Below are 18,254 nucleotides of genomic sequence, written 5' to 3'. Positions count from 1 at the left end.
GATTAATGAGGGCATCATGAGCAAGAAAATTCAGGGCGTATTAACCGCCATCGTCACCACCTTTGACAGTGAAGGTGCATTTAATCCCGCGGCTCAGCGCCTGCAGGTACAACGTCAGCTTAGCGCCGGCAACGGCATCTTCTGCGGCGGCACCAACGGTGAGTTCTTTGTGCTCAACGAGCAGGAGAAATTAGCGGTCACTGAAACCTGCGTGGACGAAGTGAACGGCGCGGCGCCAGTGGTGGCACACATCGGTGAAATTTCCACCCGTGAAACCATCCGTCTCGGCAAGCAAGTCGCCAAACTGGGCGTGGATGCGGTTTCAGTGATCACCCCGTATTTCGTGCCGCTGAAGCAGGAAGAGTTGATTGCGCACTACCGCGCGGTAGCGGATGCGATTGAAGTGCCGCTGTATCTGTACAACATCCCTGCGCGCACCGGCAACACTTTGCAGCCGGAAACCGTGCGTGCGTTGGCTTCGCATCCCAACATCATCGGCATTAAAGACAGCGCGGGCAGCTATGAAAGTCTGAGCGGTTTCCTTAAGGCTGCGGAAGGCATGGAGAACTTCAACGTGCTGACCGGTCCAGATTCGCTGATCCATCGTGGTTTTGTAGAAGGCTGCACCGCCTGTATTTCGGGTCTCGCCAACGTGGCACCGAAAGAGATCAACGCCATTTGGGCACGTTTCCACGCGGGTGATATTGAAGGCTCGCGTCAGGCGCAGGAAAACATTACTGGCCTGCGTACCGATCTCTACAGCGTCGGTTTCCCGCCCGCTACCGTGAAGAAAGCCGTTTCACTGCTGGGTTCAGATGTGGGTAACAGCCGCTATGCGGTGAGCTTCTCTGCCGAAGAAGAGCAGAAGATCCGCCAGATCGTGAATCAGTATCTGCAGTAAAGACCGATTGGGCAGCCTTTGCTGCCCGCTCCAACACCAGGATTGGGAAACGCTATGAAAGTTATCTGTACTTCACCGTCTTTCGCCAAATACGACGCTGCACCTATCAACACCCTGCAACAGCATGGTTTTGAGCTGATCACGCTGCCCGCCGATGCACCGCTCAGCGCGCTGGAACCGCATCTGGCCGAGACCGTGGCGATGATCGTTGCCTTCACCGATGTGAACGAAGCACTGCTGGCGCAAGCGCCTCAGCTGAAGATCGTGTGTAAGCATGGCGTCGGCGTCGACAACATCAATCTGGATGCCACCCGCGCACGCGGCATTTACGTCACCAATGTGCCAGATGCCAACAAACATGCCGTGGCCGATTTCGCCTTTGCCCTGATCCTCAACAGCGCGCGTCAGATCACGCAGGCCGCCATTGAAACCCGTGCCGGCAACTGGCCGCGCATCTTTGCCACCGATGTGTATGGCAAAACGCTGGGTATTATCGGCCTCGGGAATATCGGTAAACAGGTCGCGCTGCGTGCCAAAGGCTTCAATATGCGCGTGATTGCGTTCGATTTTTATCCGGATGAAAAATTTGCCGCCGAACATGGCATCGAATTCGTCAGCCTCGATCAGTTGACCGAAAGCAGCGATTTCATCACGTTGCACAAGCCGCTCACCGATAAAACCCAAAATCTGTTCGATGCTGCGCGTATCAAGCGCATGAAGAAGAGCGCTTTCCTGATCAATGCCTCTCGCGGTGGCATCGTCAACGAACAAGATTTGTATCAGGCGCTGCTGGATAACGTCATCGCCGGTGCCGCTGCCGATGTCTTCGAGCAGGAACCGCTGGCGGAACATCCGCTGTTCACGCTCAGCAACTTTATCCCCACTTCGCATATCGCGGGTTACACCGACGGCGCCATCAGCGCGATTGGTGAACGCTGCGTCGCGCAGATTGTGCAGTGCATTAAACAGGGCGAGCGCCCGACAAATGTTATGAACGGGCTGGATTAATTTTCTCAAAACCCTACTTAATCCAAATTTTAATCCCCAGTCATGAATGCTGTAGCCAGTGATAAGGTCATTTACCCCCGACGAGTGGGATAAATGATGGCCGTCATCGCCGCTATCGCACGAAGGACGCCGGGAAGGTGAAAAAATATTATGAACAACACCTCTCGCTCTACCCGCATTCGCTGGTGGATTGCTGGCCTGATGTGGCTGGCAATCGCCATTAACTATATTGACCGTACCGTACTCTCTGCGGCTGCCCCGCATTTGATCAAAGAGCTCGACATCAATCCCGAGATGATGGGCTTTATCATGGCAGCGTTTTTCTGGTCTTATGCGCTGTTGCAGATCCCGGCGGGCTGGTTCGCCGATCGCTTCGGTCAGAAAAAAGGTCTCGGTATTGCGGTAGCCTGGTGGTCAATTGCTACCATGGCGATGGGCCTGGCAACCGGCTTTAAATCACTGCTGGCGCTGCGTTTAGCGCTCGGCGTCGGTGAAGCCGCCGCGTACCCCAGCAACGCGGGTATCACCGCGCGCTGGTTCCCGGATCGCGAACGTGCCACGGTGTCAGGCCTGTTCGACAGCGCATCGAAATTTGGCGGTGCCGTTGCCATGCCGCTGATCGTGTTTATGATCGCCATGTTCGACTGGCGCATCACCTTCCTGGTGATTGGTTCACTCGGTGTGTTCTGGGTCATTGCCTGGTACTTCATTTATTCGGAAAACCCGGAAGATCACAAAGCGATCAGCCATGAAGAAGTGCGCTTTATCCGTGATGGTCAGGCGCAGAAACACGGCGACAAAAGCGTCCGTCCGATGAAGTGGTACAAGTTGCTGCGCTACCGCAATATCTGGGCAATGTGCATTGGCTTCTTCACCATCAACTACACCTCATACTTCTTTATCACCTGGCTGCCGACCTACCTGGTGAAAGATAAAGGCATGGATTTCCTCAAAATGGGGATGGTCGCTGCACTGCCGTTGATTTGCGGCATGGTGATTGAAGTGCTGGCGGGTTGGGCATCGGATCGCATGGTGCACAACAAGGTGCTGTCGCTGACCGCTACGCGCAAGCTGTTCCTGACGATTGGTCTGCTGATGGCACTGTGCATCGGTTTTGCCCCGTTCACTGACTCGGTATTTATGACCGTGCTGCTGCTGTGTATCGCTAAATCGGGTACCACCGTTGCGGCTTCTCAGGTCTGGGCGCTGCCAGGCGATGTGGCACCACAGAACAGCGTCTCCATTGTGGCGGGCCTGCAAAATACCGTTTCGAACATGGGCGGTGCCGTGGGTCCCATCATTACCGGCGCTATCGTCGGGGCGACAGGCCACTTCACCTGGGCGCTGGTGTTCTCTGCTGTATTAGTGGTTATCGGTATTGTTAACTACCTGTTCCTGATGGGTAAAGTTGAACCAATCGTGGATGAGGAACAGGCGCATCATCCACACTCCGTGGTAAGCGGCGCGTAAGTGCCAAACTCGCCGCATCGTCCTGATGCGGCGTTTCCCCTACAGAAAATAAAAAACAATTGGAGGCGACATGTCGCTGAATTCCAATGGATCACCTGCTGCAATTCAGGCAAGTAAAGCGAAAGGGAAATTTCGTTTCGTCATTCTCACGGTGCTGTCAGTTGGCATCGCCATCAACTACATCGATCGCGCCGCCATGAGTGTCGCCATGCCGTTTATGAGCCAGGAGTTGCACTTCTCGCCCACAGACAGCGGCTTATTGCTCTCGGCGTTTTTCTGGAGCTATGTACTGTTCCAGCTGCCCGGCGGCTGGCTGGTCGATAAACTCGGTCCACGCATCACTTTTGCCGTCAGCAGCCTTGGCTGGGGTTTAGCCACCGCCGCCTGTGGCCTGGCCAGTTCTATTGCCGCACTGGTGGGCTTCCGCTTTGTGCTCGGCGCGGTAGAAGCCCCCAGTTATCCCGCCAGTTCTTCAACGGTAACACGCTGGTTCCCACGTCAGGAGCGCAGCTTCGCGGCGGCCACTTTCAACAACGGCAGTAAAATCGGCGGCACGCTGGCGATTCCGATTATCTCCTTCCTGATTGCGCTGGTCGGCTGGCGTATGACTTTCGTCATCTCCGGCGTGGTGGCGGTAGTGTGGGCGCTGGCGTGGTATTTGTGGTATCGCGATCCGCGCGATCACAAAACGGTGACGCGTGAGGAAGTGGAGTTCATTGAGGCCAACCAGGATCCACAAACCGGCGATCCAATGAGCGTGCGCCAGTTGTTGGGCCAACGTGCCGTACAGGCGATGATGGCCGGCTTCATCTGCATTAACTTCGTTTCTTACTTCTTCTTTACCTGGTTCCCAACCTATCTGGTGGAAACCTTTCACTTGTCACTGATGAAATTCGGCCTGCTCGGCATGCTGCCTGGACTAGCGGCGATTGTGGGCGGCTGGTGTGGCGGGTTGCTGTCCGATTCACTGGTGCGTCGCGGTTACTCGCTGAGCGTGGCGCGCAAGATCCCGCTGGTCGGCGGCATGCTCGGTAGCGCTACCATCGGTCTCGCGGCGTTTTCCCCCACTGTTGGCCTGGCGCTGGCAGCACTCTGCTTTGCCAACTTCGCCGCCACCTTTGCGTCTGCCGCGCTGTGGGCGCTGCCGTCAGATGTCGCGCCAAACCGCGCTAACGTTGCCACCATCGGCGGTATCCAGAACATGGCGGCCAATCTGGCCGGGATTATTTCGCCTATCCTGATCGGGGTGATCATGCAATACACGCACTCCTTTGTTATCCCTCTGGAGATCGCCGGGGTAATCGGTGTTGTGGGGGCATTGATTTACGCCTTCTGGCTGCCGCGTGTGCAGCCGATGGGCACCGAATCTGCCGCAGCACTGGAAGGCAACTTAAGGAGAGAAGTATGAATGCTCGCTGGAAGCAACGCCCGGCACAGGCGACCTGGGGGGATTTTGGTCCCGACGATCAGCTCGGTCGATTGAATCTTTTAACCGCGCAAAAGGTGCTGGAAGGCGTAGCCGAGGTAAAAACCGGACAAACTTTCTGCCTGAGTTTACCGCTCGATCTACCGGGCGGCACGGCGATGAATCCACGTCGGCCGCCGCCTCAGCTCAATGCGACACGCCGTGGCGAACATGCCAATATGACCTATCCGCTGTCGCGTGATAACCCGCTGCTCACCGATGTGATCTGTGATGATACTGTGACGCTGGCACTGCAATATTCGACGCAGTGGGACAGCCTGGCACACATGGGGCAGTGGTTCGACGTCAACGGCAACGGCGAACCAGAGATGGTGTTTTACAACGGCTATAAAGCCAATGTGGATATCGTTGGGGAAACTGATTATCGCGGCGGTTGCGGCTGCGATCACGGCAGCCATTTGGGCGCGAAGAAACTCGGCATCGAAAATGTGGCGCAGCACGGCATGCAAGGCCGCGCCGTGATGATTGATATTAAACGTCACTTCGGCACTGAACGGTTTGCCTTTGGCTATCAGCATCTGCAGCAGATCCTCCAGGCAGATGGCATCGAGGTGCGCCAGGGCGACATGGTGTGTTTCCGCACCGGCATGGATGAAGCGATTCTGGCGATGCAGGGCGAGCCGGATATGACGTTTTTGAACAGCCACTTTGCGGGTCTGGATGGCAGTGATGAGCAGCTACGCAACTGGATCGTCGAGAGCGGCGTAGTGGCGCTGATTGCCGATAATCCGGCGGTGGAAATTTTACCGGCACGCCCAATGAACGATGATTTTTATCCGTCCCATCCGCTGCATGATTTATGTCTGTTCAGATTGGGGGTGTATCTCGGCGAGCTGATGTTACTCAGTCCGCTGGCGGATTGGCTGGCGCAGCACCAGCGCCATGCGTTTCTGCTCACCGCCCCACCGTTGCGTTTACCGGGCGCGGTGGGTTCGCCCGCCACGCCGGTGGCGACGGTTTAGGTTGTGTGCAGAGTTGTGGCAGATCGCTCCAAATAAAGCGATGATCAATCCAACAGGACAGAGAAGCCTCGCCCGAAGAGCAAAGCGTTCGCCACATGGATGTGGCGGTCGATCAGCATGGATGCGTGATTCCTTTGCGAACGGGCGGGGATTTTCTGGATCGAGCACCAAGCCCGGCAGCAAAAAAACAGCAACACAATTTACCAAGTGCGCATAAATGCGCACCCGACGAAAACAATGCAAAGCTTGGCGTCACAGACTTTGACTACGACATGTACGTGTATCCAACTTACTTACCGGCGAGAAACTGCCGATAAGCCGCAATCACCGCCAGAAAATCTTCCACACCGCAAAACGACAGGCTCTCTTCGTCGTAATAGGTCATGCCCTCTTCCATGCCATCATCTTCCAGCGCCAGCTGGTTGGCACGGATCATCACCTCTTCTTCATCCAGCCAGATGGTGTACTCATGTCCGACACGCTGCCACTGATTGATGGTGCCCTTCACTTCCCGCGCTGCCGCTTCCACTTCATCCAGCAGGGCCAGATTATCGCTGACCTCTTCATTGAACCAGTGCCCCACCGCTTCGTGGTCCATCGACATACGTACTTTGACCTGCCCGGTCAAATCACGCAGAAATTCATACTCCATGGGTTTGCCTCGTGTAGCTAATGGCGCGACGTGCAGCACCGGTTAGGTGCATTTTGTGCGTAGCGCGCTGAATAAAGTGGGATCGCGCTCGCATTATGCCAGGTGATGCCTGAGGAAAAAAGTGCATAAAAAAGGGGACGATTCGCATCGTCCCCTCCTCATTTTTCTCGCCGATTAAACAGCGGTCTGGAAGATCACGCCGTCAGCTTTCTCGGTGTACTGACCCAGTTGGTCAAAGTTGAGATAGCGGTAAGTATCTGCCGCCGTCTTATCAACCTGAACCATAAACTGCTGATACTCATCTGGCGTTGGCAGTTTACCCAGCAGGGATGCCACCGCAGCCAACTCAGCCGAAGCCAGGAACACGTTCGCGCCGGTACCCAGACGGTTCGGGAAGTTACGGGTTGACGTGGAAACCACTGTCGCACCGTCTTTCACACGCGCCTGGTTACCCATGCAGAGTGAACAGCCTGGGATCTCGATACGCGCACCGCTCTTACCGAAGACGCTGTAGTAGCCCTCTTCCGTCAGCTGTGCGGCATCCATCTTGGTTGGTGGCGCAACCCACAGACGGGTTGGCAGCTGGCCTTTGTGCGCATCCAGCAGTTTACCGGCTGCACGGAAGTGACCGATGTTGGTCATGCAAGAGCCGATGAACACTTCATCGATCTTCTCGCCCTGCACATCAGACAACCAGCGTGCATCATCCGGATCGTTTGGCGCACACAGGATTGGCTCTTTGATTTCGGCGAGATCGATATCGATCACTGCCGCATACTCTGCATCCGCATCGCCTTCCAGCAGTTGCGGATCCGCCAGCCATTTCTGCATGCCTTCAACGCGGCGCTCCAGCGTACGACGATCGCCGTAACCTTCGGAGATCATCCACTTCAGCAGCACGATGTTTGAGTTCAGATACTCAATGATCGGCTCTTTATCCAGCTTGATGGTACAGCCCGCCGCAGAACGCTCAGCAGAGGCATCGGTCAGCTCAAACGCCTGCTCAACTTTCAGTTTCGGCAGACCTTCGATTTCCAGCACGCGGCCAGAGAAGATGTTTTTCTTCCCTTTCTTCTCAACGGTCAGCAGGCCCGCTTTGATCGCGTACAGCGGAATAGCGTGAACCAGATCGCGCAGGGTGATGCCCGGCTGCATTTCGCCTTTGAAACGCACCAGCACTGACTCAGGCATATCCAGTGGCATCACGCCGGTCGCAGCAGCAAACGCCACCAGACCAGAACCCGCCGGGAAGGAGATACCGATTGGGAAACGGGTGTGCGAATCGCCGCCGGTACCCACGGTATCTGGCAGCAGCATACGGTTCAGCCAGCTGTGAATAACGCCATCACCCGGACGCAGTGAAACACCGCCACGGTTCATGATGAAGTCTGGCAGGGTGTGGTGCGTGGTCACGTCAACCGGTTTAGGATAGGCCGCGGTGTGACAGAATGACTGCATCACCAAATCGGATGAGAAGCCCAGGCACGCCAGGTCTTTCAGTTCATCACGGGTCATTGGACCGGTGGTATCCTGAGAACCCACAGACGTCATCTTCGGTTCGCAGTAAGCGCCAGGACGAATCCCTTCTACGCCACAAGCACGGCCCACCATTTTCTGCGCCAGTGAGTAACCACGGGTGCTGGCAGCCACGTCTTTCGCCTGCACAAACACATCGCTGTGCGGCAGACCGAGAGCTTCGCGTGCTTTGGTGGTCAGGCCACGACCGATGATCAGTGGAATACGGCCACCGGCACGGACTTCATCCAGCAGCACTTCGGTTTTCAGCTCGAAGGTCGCCAGCAGTTCGTCGGTTTCGTGATTACGTACTTCACCTTTGTATGGGTAAACGTCAATCACATCGCCCATGTTTAGACGATCAACGTCCACTTCGATGGGCAGTGCGCCCGCATCTTCCATGGTGTTGAAGAAGATCGGTGCGATTTTACCGCCGAGGCAAAGACCGCCGCCCTTTTTATTTGGCACGTACGGAATGTCATCGCCCATGAACCACAACACCGAGTTGGTGGCGGATTTACGGGAAGAACCTGTACCCACAACATCACCGACGTAGGTCAGTGGGAAGCCTTTTTTCTGCAGTGCTTCGATCTGTTTGATCGGCCCAATGTTACCGGCATCGTCGGGTTCGATACCATCACGTGGGTTTTTCAACATCGCCAGTGCGTGCAGTGGAATATCCGGGCGAGACCATGCATCCGGTGCCGGAGAGAGGTCATCGGTGTTGGTTTCGCCGGTCACTTTAAACACGGTGGTGGTGATTTTTTCAGCCAGCTTAGGACGCTTCAGGAACCACTCTGCATCGGCCCAGGACTGGATAATTTTTTTCGCGTGGGGGTTACCCGCTTTCGCTTTCTCTTCGACATCGTAGAAGTTATCGAACATCAGCAGCGTGTGGGACAGGGCTTCAGCAGCAATCGGAGCCAGTGCTTCATCGTCAAGCGCTTCGATCAGGGCATGGATGTTGTAGCCACCCTGCATGGTGCCCAGCAGTTCAACTGCCTTTTCGCGAGTAACCAGAGGAGAGAGGGCTTCGCCCTTCGTGACAGCTGCCAGGAAACCAGCTTTTACATAAGCCGCTTCATCAACACCTGGGGGTACACGGTTGACCAATAGATCGGTCAGGAATTCTTCTTCACCCGCTGGCGGGTTTTTCAGCAGTTCAACCAGCGCGGCCATTTGGGAAGCATCTAACGGCTTAGGTACGATTCCCTGGGCAGCACGCTCGGCAACGTGCTTACGGTATTCTTCTAGCACGACGTTCTCCTCGCTCTCATTGTATAGCTTTCCGGTACACCCCTTGAGCTGTCAAACAGTAGGGTGAGGTGCCCGGTTCCGCGTCGGCCAGCATAGCAGCATTTCGGCTGATTGTTAATCTGTTTACAAAAAAGCAACATCCGTGCTTTATTTAGCAGATTTATCTGGAGATTGAGCGCGGTCACACAAAAAAGCAGGCCACCTGAGCCTGCTTTTTTGTGTTTTAGGAGCTAAAAATTAGCGATCGACCAGGGTGAATTCGCTTTCGTTGTAGCGCTCACCTTGAATGTTTTCTGGATTGAACAGCGTATCCAGGGCCTGAATATCTGCCGAATGAATGGTGAGAGCAGCCGCAGCACAGTTTTGTTCGAGATTGGCGATTTTGCTGGCACCAGGGATCGGCACAATATCCTCACCTTTCGCCAGCACCCATGCCAGCGCCAGTTGTGCTGCCGTCGCATCATAACCTGCAGCCATCTCTGAGAGCTGATTCACTAACTTCTGGTTATGCGTCTGTGCATCCTGCTGGAAACGCGGCAGGGAGCGACGAAAATCATCGTCCGCCAGCGTGGCCGCCGCCGGGAATTTGCCGGTGAGGAAACCTCGGCCTAACGGACTGTAAGGGACAAATCCGATATTCAGCTCACGGCAGGTCGCAAGAAGCTCTTGCTCTGGATCGCGCGTCCACAATGAGTATTCACTCTGCAGGGCGGAGATCGGATGCACCGCCTGCGCGCGGCGTAAAGTGGCTGATGAAACTTCGGATAAGCCGAGATACTTCACCTTCCCTTCACGCACCAGATCCGCCATCACGCCTACCACATCCTCTATCGGCACGGCCGGATCAAGACGATGCTGATACAGCAATTCAATGGTTTCGACACCGAGTCGCTGGAGTGAACCTTCCACGGCGCGGCGGATATGCGCCGGTTCGCTATTGGCACCGGTAATACGCTCCCAGCCCTCACCATGATCGGTGATGCGGAAACCAAACTTGGTGGCGACCTTGATATCACTGCGGCCTTTGATCGCTTTAGCCAGCAACGTTTCATTGGTGAAGGGACCATAAACTTCAGCGGTATCGAGGAAATTGACACCGAGATCAAACGCGCGTGCCAGCGTATTCAACGCCTGCTTCTCATCATTCTGACCATAGGCAAAGCTCATGCCCATGCAGCCTAATCCTAACGCTGAAACCTGTAATCCCTGACTGCCTAATTGACGCTGTTGCATTGATTTATCCTCTTCGCTTACGGTGTTAATGTTATAAACCTCAGCAATCGCAGCAACAATTGTGCGATTTTCGTTGATTTAGTGAATGGAACTCAGCAATGAAAAACTACCGTGCATCAATGCAGGAACTGGAGATGTTTGCCGCTATCGCGCAGCATCTGAGTTTTCGCAAAGCCGCCGAGGAGCGTAACGTGACGCCCTCCAGCCTGAGCCACGCCATGCGCAATTTTGAAGCGCGTTTAGGAGTAAGGCTGTTACATCGCACCACGCGCAAGGTGGCACTGACTGAAGCCGGCGAGCGATTTTTGCTGCGCATCCAGCCTGCATTGGCCGATCTTTCACAAGCGGTGGATGAACTGAATGACTGGCGTAGCGATCCTCGTGGTGTGTTGCGCATCAGCATGCCGCGTTCCGCGGAGGCGCTGTTTTTTCAGTCCCTGATACTGCCGTTTGTGCAACGCTACCCGGAGATTACGCTAGAGATCGACAGCAATGACGCACTGGTCGATATCGTTGAGAGCGGTTTTGATGCGGGCGTGCGCTATGGCGATGTGCTAGCGCAGGATATGATCGCCCTGCCCTTTGGCAAGCCAATGCGGGCACTGGCGGTGGCCAGCCCGGCTTTTCTTGCGCAATATGGCGTTCCGCAGTTACCGGCAGAGTTATTGCAGTTTCCCTGCATTGAAAGACGCTTTCCCAGCGGACGTCGTTATCGTTGGGAATTTTGGCAGGATGGGCGCAAACAGGAAGTGGCGGTAAAAGGCTCACTGGTGCTGGATAATAACGAGCGCATTCTGCAAGCGGCTCGCGCCGGATTAGGTATCGCCTTTTTGCATCAGGATGCCGTCCACACGGCTTTAGCCAAAGGGGAATTAGTTGAAATACTGGCTAATTATACCCAGGTTGAGGAAGGATTCTGGCTCTATTATCCCAGCAGGAAATACCTTTCCGCACCGCTCAGGCATTTTATTGACTGGATTAAAAATATTGAAAATAAATTAAGGTAACACCTAACACCTTTAACTAAAGGCGAATAATAAAACCGATAAATTTAATTGAAATTAAAGATAATTTAAACGTGAAATAAAAAGGAAATCGCGTAGACTGCCTGCGGGCGCTTGAGGCAATCTGCCTCAAGCATTATCAATTGAGGTGGGTTGTGGAAGGAGAAACTCATGCGGTCAATTTTCATCAACCGCACGAGCAGGCAACTACCCGAAACACCTAAGCAATGTTAGGGTAGTTGCTTGCTCGTGCTAATGCAAGGAGTAAGTGATTATGAAGTTATCATTCAGCAAGCTGATTATCGGCGGGCTCATGTTATTAGTGTTGTGCCTGGTGAATCGTAATACACTTTGTGAGTTACGATTTAAGATATTCGCTGCTGAATTATCTGCGGTAATGGCTTACGAAGTTAAGCAGTAAAACTTCAATAGCAGGGGGTCGCCCCTGCTATTTCCGGCAGGGCTTATGCGTTAGCTCCAGCGCCTTATTTATCGTTTTAATTAAATAGAACCCGTAATAAAAAACGGCTCCATTAAGGAGCCGTTTCTTTATTTAGCACGAAAAATTATTTCTTTTTCGCTTTCGGGTTTGGCAGGTCAGTGATGCTACCTTCAAACACTTCAGCCGCCAGACCCACTGACTCATGCAAGGTTGGGTGCGCGTGAATGGTCAGTGCGATGTCTTCTGCATCACAGCCCATCTCGATCGCCAGACCGATTTCACCCAGCAGCTCGCCGCCGTTGGTACCGACAATCGCACCACCGATCACACGGTGAGTCTCTTTGTCGAAGATCAGTTTAGTCATGCCGTCTGCGCAGTCAGAAGCGATTGCACGACCAGAAGCGGCCCACGGGAAGGTGGAAACTTCATAGCTGATGCCTTTCTCTTTGGCTTCTTTCTCGGTCAGACCAACCCAGGCAACTTCTGGCTCGGTATAGGCAATAGAAGGGATCACTTTCGGGTCGAAGTAGTGCTTCAGACCAGAAATCACTTCTGCCGCCACATGGCCTTCATGCACACCTTTGTGCGCCAGCATTGGCTGACCGACGATATCGCCGATAGCGAAGATGTGCGGCACATTGGTACGCAGTTGCTTGTCGACGCGGATGAAACCACGGTCGTCCACTTCCACGCCCGCTTTGCCCGCATCCAGACCTTTGCCATTTGGCACACGGCCGATTGCTACCAGCACTGCGTCATAACGCTGTGCTTCAGCCGGGGCTTTTTTACCTTCCATTGATACGTAGATACCATCGTCTTTCGCTTCAACAGCGGTCACTTTGGTTTCCAGCATCAGGTTGAATTTCTTGCTGATGCGTTTGGTGAAGACTTTCACCACGTCTTTATCAGCAGCAGGGATAACCTGGTCGAACATCTCAACCACGTCGATCTCTGAACCCAGCGCGTTATACACGGTGGCCATTTCCAGACCGATGATGCCGCCGCCCATAACCAGCAAACGCTTAGGCACTTCTTTCAGTTCCAGCGCGTCTGTAGAGTCCCACACGCGTGGATCGTTGTGTGGAATGAAAGGCAGTTCGATTGGGCGAGAGCCGGCAGCGATGATCGCGTTATCGAAGTTGATGGTGGTTGCGCCACCCTCACCTTCCACCACCAGGGTGTTCGCGCCGGTAAATTTACCCAGACCGGTAACCACTTTCACTTTACGGCCTTTCGCCATACCGGCCAGACCGCCAGTCAGTTGAGTGATGACCTTCTCTTTCCAGGTACGAATCTTGTTGATGTCAGTTTGCGGCTGGCCAAACACGATGCCGTGCTCTTCCAGTGCTTTGGCTTCTTCGATCACTTTCGCAACATGAAGCAGCGCTTTTGACGGGATACAGCCCACGTTCAGACAAACACCACCGAGGGTGCTGTAACGCTCAACGATTACGGTTTCCAGACCTAAATCAGCGCAACGGAAGGCTGCAGAGTAACCTGCAGGACCTGCCCCAAGTACCACGACTTGAGTTTTAATCTCTGTACTCATCATGACCTCTTATTAGATTGCCGGCGGCCAGACGTAGAGCCTATCCCAGGCTCTGCATGCCCTAAATCCACCGGGACATTTCACCGCAAGAGTTTACAGAATTGTTAATAAACTGCCAACCGCGGCAACTCCGAATGCTTACAACAAGGCCGGCATTTGCCGGCCTTGGTTAACTTCACATCACCAGACGGCGAATGTCGGACAGTGTGTTGTTGATGATGGTGATAAAGCGCGCACCATCAGCACCGTCGATCACGCGGTGGTCGAAGGAGAGTGAGATTGGCATCATCAGACGCGGTTCAAACTCTTTACCGTTCCACACCGGCTCCATCGCAGACTTAGACACACCGAGGATCGCCACTTCTGGCGCATTCACGATAGGTGCGAAGTGCGTGGTGCCCAGGCCACCAAGGCTGGAGATGGTGAAGCAACCGCCCTGCATATCGCCAGCGGTCAGCTTGCCATCACGCGCTTTCTTAGAAATCGCCATCAGCTCACGTGACAGTTCAGTGATGCCTTTCTTGTTCACATCTTTGAACACTGGAACCACCAGACCGTTTGGCGTATCAACCGCCACACCGATGTTGATGTATTTCTTCAGCGTCAGTCGTTGTGCATCTTCAGACAGTGAACTGTTGAAACGCGGCATCTGTTCCAGCGCAGCGGCAACGGCTTTCATGATGAACACCACAGGGGTGAACTTCACATCCAGCTTACGTTTTTCCGCTTCGGCGTTTTGCTGCTTACGGAACGCTTCCAGATCGGTGATATCGGTTTTATCGAAGTGCGTAACGTGTGGGATAACCACCCAGTTACGGCTCAGGTTAGCGCCCGAGATTTTCTGGATGCGACCCAGTTCCACTTCTTCGACTTCACCAAACTTGCTGAAGTCCACTTTCGGCCAAGGCAGCAGACCCGGCAGGCTTCCGCCGCTCGCTGCAGCAGCCGGAGCGGCTTCCGCACGTTTCACCGCATCTTTCACGTAAGACTGCACGTCTTCTTTCAGGATGCGACCTTTACGGCCAGTGCCTTTGACTTTCGCCAGATTCACACCGAACTCACGCGCCAGGCGACGGATCACCGGGGTCGCGTGAACGTAAGCGTCGTTCTCAGCAAACTCACCTTTCGCGTCAGCTTTTGCTGCTGGTGCAGCGGCAGGTTTCGCTGCCGCCGGCGCTGGAGCCGCTTCCTGTTTCGCCGCAGGTGCCGCAGTAGCAGGCGCAGCGCCTTCTACTTCAAACACCATGATCAGTGAACCGGTGCTGACTTTATCGCCGGTAGACACTTTCAGCTCTTTCACGGTACCGGCGAATGGCGCAGGCACTTCCATTGACGCTTTGTCGCCTTCAACCACGATCAGTGACTGCTCAGCGGTGACTTTGTCGCCCACTTTGACCAGCACTTCGGTGACTTCAACTTCATCGCCGCCAATGTCTGGCACGTTGACGTCTTTCGCGCCACCCGCAGCAGCCGGGGCCGCAGCGGGAGCCGCTTCCTGCTTCGCGGCTGGGGCCGCAGCCGGTGCAGCACCTTCGGCTTCGAAGATCATGATCAGCGAGCCGGTATTCACTTTATCGCCAGTAGCGATTTTGATCTCTTTCACCACGCCCGCGAACGGTGCTGGCACTTCCATTGAAGCCTTATCGCCTTCAACGGTAAGCAGAGATTGTTCAGCTTCAACTTTATCGCCGACTTTCACCAGAATCTCGGTGACTTCAACTTCATCACCGCCGATATCAGGCACGTTCACTTCTTTGCTTACTGCCGCAGCAGCAGGCGCCGGAGCGGCTTCGGCTTTTTTCTCTTCTGCTGCAGGGGCAGCGGCCGCGCCTTCAGCGTCGAAGATCATGATCAGTGAACCGGTATTCACTTTGTCACCGGTCGCGATCTTGATCTCTTTGACGACGCCCGCTTGTGGCGAAGGCACTTCCATTGAGGCTTTATCGCCTTCCACGGTGATCAGCGACTGTTCAGCTTCAACTTTGTCGCCCACCTTCACCAGGATTTCGGTGACTTCAACTTCGTCTGACCCGATATCCGGTACGTTAATTTCGATAGCCATTACTCTCTTACCTCTTAAGCCAGACGCGGGTTAACTTTATCGGCATCGATGCTGAATTTGGTGATCGCTTCTGCCACCACTTTCTTATCGATTTCGCCGCGTTTAGCCAGCTCACCCAGCGCTGCAACCACAACATACGATGCATCCACTTCGAAGTGGTGACGCAGGTTTTCGCGGCTGTCTGAACGACCGAAGCCATCGGTACCCAGTACGCGATAATCGCTTGAAGGTACGTAGCTGCGAACCTGTTCTGCGAACAGCTTCATGTAGTCCGTTGAGGCAACAGCTGGCGCTTCGTTCATTACCTGAGCGATGTACGGCACGCGAGGCGCTTCAGTTGGGTGCAGCATGTTCCAGCGCTCACAATCCTGGCCATCACGCGCCAGTTCAGTGAACGAGGTGACGCTGTAAACGTCAGAACCGATGCCGTAGTCTTTCGCCAGGATCTGTGCGGCTTCGCGCACGTGGCGCAGGATAGAACCTGAACCCAGCAGCTGCACTTTGCCTTTGCTACCGTCTACAGTTTCCAGCTTGTAGATACCCTTACGGATACCCTCTTCCGCACCCTGCGGCATCGCAGGCATGTGGTAGTTTTCGTTCAGCGTGGTGATGTAGTAGTAGATGTTTTCCTGCGCTTCGCCGTACATACGCACCAGACCATCTTGCATGATGACTGCAACTTCGTACGCGTAAGACGGATCGTAAGAGATACAGTTCGGGATAGTCAGCGACTGAATGTGGCTATGGCCATCTTCGTGCTGCAGACCTTCACCGTTCAGCGTCGTACGACCTGAGGTACCGCCGACCAGGAAGCCGCGCGCCTGTTGGTCGCCCGCCAGCCACATCAGATCGCCGATACGCTGGAAACCGAACATTGAGTAATAGATGTAGAACGGAATCATCGGCAGGTTGTTGGTGCTGTAAGAGGTCGCCGCCGCCAGCCAGGATGAACCTGCGCCCAGCTCGTTGATCCCTTCCTGCAGAATCTGGCCTTTCTCGTCTTCTTTATAGTAAGCAACCTGCTCACGGTCCTGCGGGGTGTATTGCTGGCCGTTCGGGCTGTAAATACCGATCTGACGGAACAGACCTTCCATACCGAAGGTACGCGCTTCATCCGCAAGGATTGGCACCAGACGATCTTTGATCGACTTGTTCTTCAGCATCACGTTCAGGGCACGTACAAACGCGATGGTGGTCGAGATCTCTTTGTTCTGCTCTTCCAGCAACGGTTTGAACTCTTCCAGCGTTGGCATTTCCAGCTTCTCGCTGAACTCTGCCTGACGGGTTGGCAGGTAGCCACCCAGCTTCTCACGCTGACCGTGCAGGTAGTTATATTCGTCAGAACCTTTCTCGAAGGTCACATACGGCAGGCTTTCGATCTGATCGTCAGCCACTGGCACGTTGAAGCGATCACGGATGTAGCGAACGCCATCCATGTTCATCTTCTTCACCTGGTGCGCGATGTTTTTACCTTCCGCAGTGTCACCCATACCATAACCTTTGATGGTATGTGCCAGGATCAGGGTCGGCTGACCTTTGGTGTCCTGCGCTTTTTTCAGTGCCGCGTAGATTTTCTTCGGATCGTGACCACCACGGTTCAGGGCGAAGATCTCTTCGTCTGACCAGTCTTTCACCAGTGCTGCGGTCTCCGGGTATTTACCGAAGAAGTGCTCACGCACGTAAGCGCCATCACGGGATTTGAAGGTTTGGTAGTCGCCATCAACGGTTTCGTTCATCAGTTGGATCAGCTTACCGCTGGTGTCCTGCTTCAGCAGTTCATCCCAACGCGCGCCCCAGATCACTTTGATCACGTTCCAGCCAGCACCGGCAAAGATGCCTTCCAGCTCGTTGATGATTTTGCCATTACCGGTAACCGGGCCATCAAGGCGCTGCAGGTTACAGTTAATGATGAACACCAGGTTGTCCAGCTTCTCACGGGTGGCGATGGTGATCGCACCTTTAGATTCTGGCTCATCCATCTCGCCATCACCGAGGAAGGCGTAAACGGTCTGGTTTGAGGTGTCTTTCAGGCCGCGGTGTTCCAGGTATTTCAGGAACTTCGCCTGATAGATCGCGTTCAGTGGACCCAGCCCCATAGAAACGGTTGGGAACTGCCAGAAGTCAGGCATCAGTTTCGGGTGCGGGTAAGACGAGAGACCTTTACCGTGCACTTCCTGACGGAAGTTGTTCATCTGCTCTTCGGTCAGACGGCCTTCAAGGAAAGCACGTGAGTAGATGCCTGGAGAGATATGGCCCTGGAAGTAAACCAGATCGCCGCCGTCTTTATCACTGCGCGCACGGAAGAAGTGGTTGAAGCACACTTCATAAATGGTGGCAGAAGACTGGAAAGATGAGAGGTGACCACCCAGCTCCAGATCTTTCTTCGATGCACGCAGGACCGACATAATGGCGTTCCAGCGAATTGCGGAACGGATACGACGTTCAAGAGAGGTGTTGCCCGGATAGTCCGGTTCATCTTCAACAGCAATAGAGTTGATGTAGTTACTGATAGCCGACGCACCGCCAGCCACTTTCACGCCACCTTTGCGTGCTGCGTTCAATACCTGATCAAGCAGATACTGCGCGCGCTCAACACCTTCTTCACGGATGACCGATTCGATCGCCTGTAGCCAGTCACGAGTTTCGATCGGATCCACGTCATTCTGTAAACGTTCTGACATGGGGTGTGTTCCTTATCTGTGTCTAATACGTT

General features: G+C 54.4%; 13 protein-coding genes. 7 read left to right on the top strand and 6 right to left on the bottom strand.

Features of this window, described 5'->3' with window-relative positions; translation table 11 throughout:
- Positions 1–16: 16 nt before the first annotated feature.
- The 5 genes from VH86_RS09540 to VH86_RS09520 all read left to right on the top strand — a co-directional run bounded on the left by VH86_RS09540 (position 17) and on the right by VH86_RS09520 (position 5,827).
- On the top strand, positions 17–901 hold the full coding sequence (locus tag VH86_RS09540) for a dihydrodipicolinate synthase family protein (RefSeq protein ID WP_045816812.1): 885 nt from the start codon (positions 17–19) through the stop codon (positions 899–901).
- A gap of 54 nt (positions 902–955) precedes the next feature.
- Positions 956–1,909, top strand: a complete 954-nt coding sequence (locus tag VH86_RS09535) for a phosphoglycerate dehydrogenase (RefSeq protein ID WP_045832770.1) — start codon at positions 956–958, stop codon at positions 1,907–1,909.
- 150 nt (positions 1,910–2,059) lie between these two features.
- Positions 2,060–3,379 carry an MFS transporter gene (locus tag VH86_RS09530; RefSeq protein WP_045832769.1) on the top strand — a complete coding sequence of 440 codons (1,320 nt, stop codon included), beginning with the start codon at positions 2,060–2,062 and terminating at the stop codon, positions 3,377–3,379.
- 70 nt (positions 3,380–3,449) lie between these two features.
- Positions 3,450–4,787, top strand: coding sequence for an MFS transporter (locus tag VH86_RS09525; protein WP_045832768.1), 1,338 nt, complete (start codon positions 3,450–3,452; stop codon positions 4,785–4,787).
- Positions 4,784–5,827: a cyclase family protein gene (locus VH86_RS09520; protein WP_045832767.1), complete on the top strand. Its 1,044-nt coding sequence runs from the start codon at positions 4,784–4,786 to the stop codon at positions 5,825–5,827. The genes VH86_RS09525 and VH86_RS09520 overlap by 4 nt, the downstream gene beginning before the upstream one ends.
- Positions 5,828–6,116: 289 nt before the next feature.
- Here the strand turns inward: VH86_RS09520 and yacL are convergent, their stop codons facing one another.
- From yacL to VH86_RS09505, 3 genes are all read right to left on the bottom strand, one after another.
- Complete coding sequence (gene yacL / locus VH86_RS09515) at positions 6,117–6,479, bottom strand: protein YacL (RefSeq protein WP_038649027.1); 363 nt, start codon at positions 6,477–6,479, stop codon at positions 6,117–6,119.
- A gap of 174 nt (positions 6,480–6,653) precedes the next feature.
- Positions 6,654–9,251: a bifunctional aconitate hydratase 2/2-methylisocitrate dehydratase gene (acnB, locus tag VH86_RS09510; protein ID WP_072050598.1), complete on the bottom strand. Its 2,598-nt coding sequence runs from the start codon at positions 9,249–9,251 to the stop codon at positions 6,654–6,656.
- 237 nt (positions 9,252–9,488) lie between these two features.
- Positions 9,489–10,484, bottom strand: a complete 996-nt coding sequence (locus VH86_RS09505) for an aldo/keto reductase (protein WP_038649032.1) — start codon at positions 10,482–10,484, stop codon at positions 9,489–9,491.
- 98 nt (positions 10,485–10,582) lie between these two features.
- Here VH86_RS09505 and VH86_RS09500 point away from each other — a divergent pair, with 98 nt between their 5' ends.
- Entirely contained in the window at positions 10,583–11,491 is a 909-nt protein-coding gene (locus VH86_RS09500; RefSeq protein ID WP_045832765.1) for a LysR family transcriptional regulator, read from the top strand.
- A gap of 271 nt (positions 11,492–11,762) precedes the next feature.
- Positions 11,763–11,909 carry a Hok/Gef family protein gene (locus VH86_RS26340; RefSeq protein ID WP_139810742.1) on the top strand — a complete coding sequence of 49 codons (147 nt, stop codon included), beginning with the start codon at positions 11,763–11,765 and terminating at the stop codon, positions 11,907–11,909.
- Positions 11,910–12,054: 145 nt separating this feature from the next.
- Here VH86_RS26340 and lpdA read toward each other — a convergent pair whose 3' ends face one another.
- The 3 genes from lpdA to aceE all read right to left on the bottom strand — a co-directional run bounded on the left by lpdA (position 12,055) and on the right by aceE (position 18,222).
- Entirely contained in the window at positions 12,055–13,479 is a 1,425-nt protein-coding gene (lpdA, locus tag VH86_RS09495) for a dihydrolipoyl dehydrogenase (protein WP_038650261.1), read from the bottom strand.
- 175 nt (positions 13,480–13,654) lie between these two features.
- Entirely contained in the window at positions 13,655–15,541 is a 1,887-nt protein-coding gene (aceF, locus tag VH86_RS09490; protein ID WP_045832764.1) for a pyruvate dehydrogenase complex dihydrolipoyllysine-residue acetyltransferase, read from the bottom strand.
- A 14-nt stretch (positions 15,542–15,555) separates the two neighbouring features.
- Entirely contained in the window at positions 15,556–18,222 is a 2,667-nt protein-coding gene (gene aceE / locus VH86_RS09485; protein WP_034829620.1) for a pyruvate dehydrogenase (acetyl-transferring), homodimeric type, read from the bottom strand.
- Between the last annotated feature and the right edge of the window lie 32 nt (positions 18,223–18,254).

It is taken from the genome of Pantoea sp. BL1 (assembly GCF_000963985.1).
GTDB lineage: Bacteria > Pseudomonadota > Gammaproteobacteria > Enterobacterales > Enterobacteriaceae > Pantoea > Pantoea rwandensis_B.
Note: the sequence above shows the minus strand (reverse complement) of the source record. Positions and strands in the feature narration are given on the sequence as shown.

What these genes read in the sequence shown, in the direction of transcription:
- VH86_RS09540 (WP_045816812.1), top strand. Translation starts at nt 17, where the DNA reads ATGAGCAAGAAAATTCAGGGCGTATTAACCGCCATCGTCACCACCTTT.
- VH86_RS09535 (WP_045832770.1), top strand. Translation starts at nt 956, where the DNA reads ATGAAAGTTATCTGTACTTCACCGTCTTTCGCCAAATACGACGCTGCA.
- VH86_RS09530 (WP_045832769.1), top strand. Translation starts at nt 2,060, where the DNA reads ATGAACAACACCTCTCGCTCTACCCGCATTCGCTGGTGGATTGCTGGC.
- VH86_RS09525 (WP_045832768.1), top strand. Translation starts at nt 3,450, where the DNA reads ATGTCGCTGAATTCCAATGGATCACCTGCTGCAATTCAGGCAAGTAAA.
- VH86_RS09520 (WP_045832767.1), top strand. Translation starts at nt 4,784, where the DNA reads ATGAATGCTCGCTGGAAGCAACGCCCGGCACAGGCGACCTGGGGGGAT.
- yacL (WP_038649027.1), bottom strand. Translation starts at nt 6,479, where the DNA reads ATGGAGTATGAATTTCTGCGTGATTTGACCGGGCAGGTCAAAGTACGT.
- VH86_RS09505 (WP_038649032.1), bottom strand. Translation starts at nt 10,484, where the DNA reads ATGCAACAGCGTCAATTAGGCAGTCAGGGATTACAGGTTTCAGCGTTA.
- VH86_RS09500 (WP_045832765.1), top strand. Translation starts at nt 10,583, where the DNA reads ATGAAAAACTACCGTGCATCAATGCAGGAACTGGAGATGTTTGCCGCT.
- VH86_RS26340 (WP_139810742.1), top strand. Translation starts at nt 11,763, where the DNA reads ATGAAGTTATCATTCAGCAAGCTGATTATCGGCGGGCTCATGTTATTA.
- lpdA (WP_038650261.1), bottom strand. Translation starts at nt 13,479, where the DNA reads ATGAGTACAGAGATTAAAACTCAAGTCGTGGTACTTGGGGCAGGTCCT.
- aceF (WP_045832764.1), bottom strand. Translation starts at nt 15,541, where the DNA reads ATGGCTATCGAAATTAACGTACCGGATATCGGGTCAGACGAAGTTGAA.
- aceE (WP_034829620.1), bottom strand. Translation starts at nt 18,222, where the DNA reads ATGTCAGAACGTTTACAGAATGACGTGGATCCGATCGAAACTCGTGAC.